We start from the raw sequence: 6515 nt of genomic DNA, 5'->3' as shown, positions 1-6515 counted from the left end.
GAGCTCCTGGTGGCGCTGCGGATGGGACGTCAGCAGGTGCTGACGCGGTCCGCGCCGCCGGCCACCCTGCACGCCCTGGTGCCCGAGTCCGCGCTCCACGCGGAGGTCGGGGATGGGCCGCTGGTAATGCGGGACCAGGTCCGGCATCTTCTGGAGTTGTCCGAACGGAAGAACGTCGTGGTGCAGGTGCTCCCCTTGTCGGCCCACCCGGCACTCGCGGCCAACGGCGCGTACACGGTCCTGGACTTCGGGCACCCATGGCTGCCGGTCTACTCCGTCGACACACCCACCGGCGGCAGCCACAGCGAGGACCCCGGTGAGGTCACGTTTCTGCGGGCGGCGTTCGAAGAGACCGCCGAGGCTGCACTCCCCGCGGAACAGTCGCGGGACCTGTTGAAGCACCACATCGAAAGGCTGAACGCATGACGACGCTCAACCCGGCCGCCCGGGCCGCGCTGCCTTGGCGGAAGTCGAGCTTCTCTGGGGCGAACGAGAGCCAGTGCGTGGAGGTCGCTCCCCTCGCGGCCGTCGGTCACGAAGGCATCGCCGTCCGGGACTCGAAGAGGCCCGACGGCCCGATCGTTCAAATCGGTCTGGGCGCGTTCGCCGCCTTCGTCTCGTACACCCGGAGGCAGACCGTCTGAGCCGTGCCTGCCATTCACCGTCGTGAACGCGCATGCCCAGGGCCCGCGCTTCCCCCCGATCTCGGCGGGAGGAACGCGGGCCTTCGTCGTGCTGCACCCCGCCCGACGCGGCGCAGACCCTCGGCCCCGGGACTAGCGTGGGCTCCCGGGGCCCACCCCGTGCCCCCCTCACCGCCCAGCCCGGGCGCACTGGCTGAGCCGGGCTGGAGAACCTTGCGTAGTAGTCGGCATCTGCGCCGCCAGATGGGGAAGGCCACACGGAGGTCCGGGGCGGTTGATGTGTTGATCTCAGCAATGGCCATAGGCTCGGGTGCATGCTCATCGCGAACGTGTCCCCCAGGACGATGGCCAAGACAACCAACACGGCGTGGCTGAGCCATGCCCTGATGGAATCCGAAGCCGCGTACGAGATCGAGGGGTACGACGCCGACCACTCCATGCAGTTCTGGGACTGGTCCGTGCAGGCTCCATTCACCTTCAAAGTCCACAAGAAGGCGACCGCGCAGTTCCACGAGGAAGTCGCCCCGACCCCGGGCCGGCTCAGCCTCGTTGACTGCGGCCACGCCGAGAACCACCCCCACATCACCGACAGCGTTCTACGCGTCGCGGACCTGGTGATCCTGCACATGTCCCCCACCCAGGCGGACTGGCTCCGCGTGAGCAAACCGCCAGAGGCAACCCCGTTCAAGGACATCATCCGCAGGTCCGGCCTGTTCCGTGCCGACGGCAGGGCGCCGGAGACATGGGTCCTGCTGAACCGGACCGTCGCCAACGCCTCGTCAACGGGCCACTACCGCGGACAGCTGGAAGGCAAGGGGTGGAACGTGTTCACCACGACGATCCCACGCTCGGAAACGTTCGCTCTGTCGATGAACTTCCCGGTCATCGGAGCCAAAAAGAGCGCCTTCGGCGCCCTGGTGACCGAGATGGAGAAGCGGGGGCTGCTGCCGTGAGCCAGTACCTCAAACTCATGGAGAAGCAGGCCGCGGAGGAGCGCGCCGCAGAGAAGCTTGCCGCCGAGACTGTGGCTCCGGCCGTACCCGGCCCCAGCGCAGAGGTGAACCCCGCTCGGCCCGCCGCGATGGCGGAGCCGCCGGCCTACCGGCCGCAGCCCTTCACCCCTGACCTGATCCCCGAACCGAAGGAGATCGAGGCCGAGGGGGAGCTGACTCCGGAGGAGACCGGCGACCTCGCGAACTGCGAGAAGGCGTTCGCCTACGCCGACCAGGCCGAGTGGATGCGGGGCAAGGCCGCGCACGCGGTCAGGTCGCGGCGGCTGTACCGGAGCGGCGGCCGGCTGTGGCCGGAGTACTGCGAGGAGATCCTCGGCGAGTCTGAGTCCGAGGTCAACCGGAGGATCCAGCAGTGGCAGCTGGCCCGCGCGATCTTTCAGCTCTGGACCCGGCCGACGCCCGCATCCCACATCCAGGCCCTGCTCCCGGCCGTCAAGGCGTATGGGGAGGAGCAGCTCGCACGCGGGTACGTAGAACTGCGCGGCTGGGCCGCGCAGAACGGGACGCGGGTCACTGCGGCCGACCTCGCCGGGTGGGTAAAGAAGGCGCGGTCCGCAGTGAAGGAGAAGACCGCACCGCCGGCGCTGACCGGGCAGACCCTGGCCCAGGTGCGCGAGGACCGGGAGCGCCAGCCCGTACGGGCCGTCGTCCGCAAGCAGCTGCCCGAGCCGCGCAAGGTGGCTGCGGAGCATGCCGGGAGCGGACCCCAAGAGAATGCTTCAATGTTGAATCACCCAAATTTGGGTGATTCAACATTGAACGATGAAGCTGTGGCTGTGCCTTCCGCTACCGGCGGGGACGAAGACACCGAGGATCGCGGCATCCGGGCCTGGACCGCCCTGGAAGTTCTGGCCGCAGACCTGACCGACGCCGGGGTCCTGCGCGGCGCGAGCACGGCAACACTCACAGCGATCGAGAGAACTGCCCGCGGCCTGGCCGACGCCGCCGCCGAGATCCTCAGAGAGCGGTAGCCGTAGCGGTCCCGAGAACGACGACGGGAGTCACCCAAATTTGGGTGACTCCCGTCGTCGTTCTCGGACTCCCCCGCAGACGTGCTGCCCGCCGCGCTAGGACGGCCTCTTGTACTCGGCGAGCACCTGGAAGCGCCAAGAGGGCGGGAGACTGGGCGAATGATCGAGCGTCGCCCGCTGGGCACCGGCCCCCGTCCCCCTTCTCCCCCGGCGCATCCGACGGCCTCGCGCCGGGGCCGCCTTGCCGCCGAGGGACCCTCCACCGCCCTGCCGGCCGAAGAACCGGCGGGCGGGCGGAGTACCGGCGAGGGCCGACGGCCCCTCGGCCCGGGCTCTTCCTCCCCCGGAAGCTGACCCAGCGTCCGCTCGCGGGCAGGGCACCGCGAGGCGGGCCACTACATTGAGCGACTGCACAGCAACTGGCAGGGGGGGCTATGGACGCCGACGGTATTCACGACACTTCGCATCAGGTCCCGCGTCCGGCGGGCCCGCCGCCGAGGCCGGGTTCACCGCCCGGGGCGGCGTTCATCCCACCGCCGTCCCGTGCCCCGAGCTCGGGGCCCACGGTGGCCGAGTGGCTGGGGGTGTCCCGGCCTGCCGCCGAGCTGGGGGTGTGGCTGTATGGGCACGTGCCGCGCGCGGCCGAGGAGCCGGAGGTGACTCCCACCCGCCAGCTGGTCAGCGGTGCGTCGCTCTCGTTGCTGGCCGGTCTGATGCTGTGGTCCCTGCTGTGGAACGGTTACTTGGGGTCGTTCTGGATCTGGCCGCTGCTGATGTTCACGCCCGACTCGTGGCGCGGCACAACGTCGTTCGTGGTGGCCGGGTGGGTCTGGTACGCCATCGTCGCCGGAACGCTGATCGTGGGGTTCGGCCGGCTCGGGCGGTGGCCCGAGCTGCTGCGCCGGATCGTGCGTCGCCCGGCTTCCGGAGCGGCGGTGGTGGTCCCCGCTGCGGCCGGGGAAGGCGAGGACCTGGCGGGCTGGCCGCAGTTGCGGGCCGCAGGACTCGGCGAGGCGGCCGAGCACCTGGTGCGCGAGGCCGAGGCCGGGCGGATGAGCGATGTGGACTACGTCCGCATTCGCCGTGCCTGGGAGAGCGTGCGCGCCGACGCGGCGCGGCTGCGGCCCTTCGAGGCGTCCGTGCGGGACAAGGGTGCCGGAGCCTGCCTGCACCCGTCCGGGGCGCGGGACCTGCCGGTGCGGGCGGCCCGGCACGACCTGCTGGTGCGGCAGGTGCTCCTGGGTACCGTCGACCCCGGTGCGCGCACCCCGTATGCCCGTCGCGGTACGGGGTTCGCCCTCGACCCCGCAGTGCTCGGGACCTCGCTGCTCGCGGTCGGCCCGTCGGGGACGGGGAAGACCGGCCGGCTGGTGCGGCCGGTGGTGGAGTCGCTGGCTCTGCAGTCTCTGGCGGGGCAGGCCGCGGTGATCGCGGTGGCCGCGGCCGGGGTCCAGCTCGGGCCGGATTCCGCGTTCGACGTGGTCGTGCGGATCGGCGATCCGGCTTCCGTCTACGACCTCGACCTGTACGGCGGGGCCACGGACGCGGACGAGGCCGCCGTCCTGCTCGCGGAGGCGTTCGTCGGCGACATCCCCGGCATGGACGTGCGCCGGGCGGCGACCGCGCTGGGCCAGCTGCTCGGGCCGTTCCACACCGCGTACGGTCGTTTCCCTTCCGTGCCCGAACTGCGGGAGCTCCTTGACCAGCGACAGGCCCCGCTCGACGCGCTCCGGCAGACGTTGGAGGACGCCGGGCAGCAGACCATGCTGCGCGAGCTGGACGCGCGGGTGCGCCAGCACGGCGGCCCCGCCGACCCCGGGCACGTCCTCGCCGACCGGGTGGCGCTGCTGGACCGGCCGGCGTTCGCCAACTTCTTCGGCACCAGCGGGCAGGGTCGGCCGTTCTCGATGGGCGCCCTGGAGCATCCGCTGCGGGTGCGAATCGACCTGCCCGAGCGTGGGCACGCGGACGCGTCCCGGATGCTGGCCCGGCTCCTGCTCGCCCAGTTCAATGCCTCCGCCGCAGCCCGGGCGGACCGTTCGCTGTTCGCGTTCCTCGCCGTTGACGACGCGGCGCACACGCTCACGGCCGGGACACTGCGCGGGGTCCAGCGGCTGCGTTCGGCGAACGCCGGCGTGCTCCTGGCGCTGCGCAGTCTGGACGAGGTACCGGAGGAGCTGCGGACCCCGCTGCTGGGGGCGGTCGGCTGCCGGGTGGCGTTTGCCGGGGTGACGACCTGGGACGGGAAGCGGTTCGCCGAGGCGTGGGGCACCGAGTGGGTGGAGACCCGCGATGTCACGCACCGGACAGTGTTCGCGGACCAGCCGCTGACCCGCGCGATCCACTCTTTCCGCAAGCTGGTGACCGGCAAGGCGGTGACCACGGATGCGGTGACGGTGCGGCAGGTGGAGCGCGAGCGGTGGTCGGCCTCCGACCTCGCCCACGCGGTACCGGCCGGGCATGCGGTGCTGTCGCTGGCCTCGGTCCGCGGCGAGCGCGCGGCTCCCCTGCTGGTCAACCTCACGACCTGACGTCATCCGGCCGATCTACCCGCCCGATCCGGCCAGGTTCCTCCCGGTCTGCTGGCAAATCAGTGGCCGGTGAAGGCCAGTTGACCTGCACAAGTGCGGTGTCGGGTCGGCGGAGGAGACGTAGATTCGGCAGGTGATCGAGGTCAGGGGGACGGATGACAAACGGCCAGGGAGCCTGGGACCCGGCGGACGGATCCGCGCCGTACGCGCCCGCACCGAAGGTCCCGCCACCGCGCCCCGCCAACCCGCCCTCACCTGAGCCGACCGATGCCGCGGACGATCCGGCAGCCAACGACTGGTGGCGCTACCCGGACGTCCGCCAGGAATGGCAGGACGCCTGGGCGAACGAGGCCCAGGAAGCACGGGAAGCGGCCTGGGAGATCGGGGCGCAGATCGGCGAAGCCGTCGCTGCCCACCTGCCCGCCCCGGCGGGACCGCCCCCGACCCCGGCCGAACAGGGGTGGCGCGGTCTCGACCTCCGATGGATGGGCCTGAAGTACAACATCCCGGGGGCGCTGCTCGCTCTGCTGGTGACCTGGCGCGGGCAGAGCGGCGTCGACGCGATGACCCGGTCGGTCACCGAGGACGGGATCTTCGCCCCGCTGGGTTGGCTGCTGCTGGTCTTCCTCGTCGGCCTGGCCGTGATGGTCCTGCCGATCGGGCAGGTCTTCGCGAACCTGGTCGCCTCGATCTTCCGGGGCCTGACCAACCTGATCGTGCGGGCCTGGCAGGCCCCCTACATCGGTTACCTGCTGCGCCTGCTGGTCGCGGTCGCGGCCTGGAGTTTCGTTATCGCCGTGGTCCGCGTCGGCGGACGCGCGGCGATCCACTGGATGACTGGAGCGTGAGCACGATGAACACCACGGGCGCCGCAGCCGGCGGAATCGGCGCGGTCGCACTCGGCCTGGTCTGCCTCTTCTATCAAGTGGGCCGGTGGAAGGGCGGCGACCCCACCCCCAAGGTCCATTTCTTCGCCGGGGTCGCGATCGCCGCCCTGCTGCTCCTGGGCGGCGGCGTCCTGGGCGTAATGGGCGGGGCCGCAGCCGCGCTCGGAGACGGCGTCGGGAGGTACGCGCTGGAAGGCGCTACGGGAGCGGTGGCCAATGCGGCATCCCACCCGCCCATGACCGGCGGTGAGAAGGTCGGCGTCGGCGGCGCCATCTCGGGCCTGTGCCTCCTCGCCCTGTACCTGGGGCTGATCAAGTCCGGCCGCTACGACCTCAGGGAACCCCTGGTACGCGGTGCGCTGGTCGGTGTGTGGCTGGGTGCTTCGGCGGGCCTGATCGGCATGGCCATGGGCCTGATCCGCACCAGCGGCAACACGGTCGGCGACATCCTGGTCAACACGATCTGAGC

The 6515-nt window shown here is 71.3% G+C and carries 7 protein-coding genes; all 7 read left to right on the top strand.

Annotated elements, in window-relative coordinates:
• On the top strand, window positions 1–426 hold a 426-nt coding region (locus IE185_RS31265; RefSeq protein WP_229843800.1), incomplete at its 5' end, for a DUF5753 domain-containing protein.
• A complete protein-coding gene (locus IE185_RS31260; protein ID WP_138894539.1) occupies window positions 423–644 on the top strand; it encodes a DUF397 domain-containing protein in 222 nt (73 codons plus the stop codon). The genes IE185_RS31265 and IE185_RS31260, both read left to right, overlap by 4 nt.
• Window positions 645–958: 314 nt before the next feature.
• Window positions 959–1597, top strand: a complete 639-nt coding sequence (locus tag IE185_RS31255; RefSeq protein WP_138898435.1) for a plasmid partition protein — start codon at window positions 959–961, stop codon at window positions 1595–1597.
• Complete coding sequence (locus IE185_RS31250) at window positions 1594–2628, top strand: hypothetical protein (RefSeq protein WP_138898436.1); 1035 nt, start codon at window positions 1594–1596, stop codon at window positions 2626–2628. Before IE185_RS31255 ends, IE185_RS31250 begins: the two co-directional genes overlap by 4 nt.
• 434 nt (window positions 2629–3062) lie before the next feature.
• Window positions 3063–5159 (top strand): ATP-binding protein, encoded by a 2097-nt coding sequence (locus IE185_RS31245; RefSeq protein WP_138898437.1) that lies wholly within the window; start codon window positions 3063–3065, stop codon window positions 5157–5159.
• A 155-nt stretch (window positions 5160–5314) separates the two neighbouring features.
• Complete coding sequence (locus tag IE185_RS31240) at window positions 5315–6007, top strand: hypothetical protein (RefSeq protein WP_189716450.1); 693 nt, start codon at window positions 5315–5317, stop codon at window positions 6005–6007.
• Entirely contained in the window at window positions 6004–6513 is a 510-nt protein-coding gene (locus IE185_RS31235; RefSeq protein ID WP_138899453.1) for a hypothetical protein, read from the top strand. The genes IE185_RS31240 and IE185_RS31235 overlap by 4 nt, the downstream gene beginning before the upstream one ends.
• Window positions 6514–6515 lie beyond the last annotated feature (2 nt).

The organism is Streptomyces chryseus (assembly GCF_014650755.1).
Classification (GTDB): Bacteria; Actinomycetota; Actinomycetes; order Streptomycetales; family Streptomycetaceae; genus Streptomyces; species Streptomyces chryseus.
The sequence above is the reverse complement of the archived record's forward strand: the minus strand, read 5'-3'. Positions and strand labels throughout refer to the sequence as shown.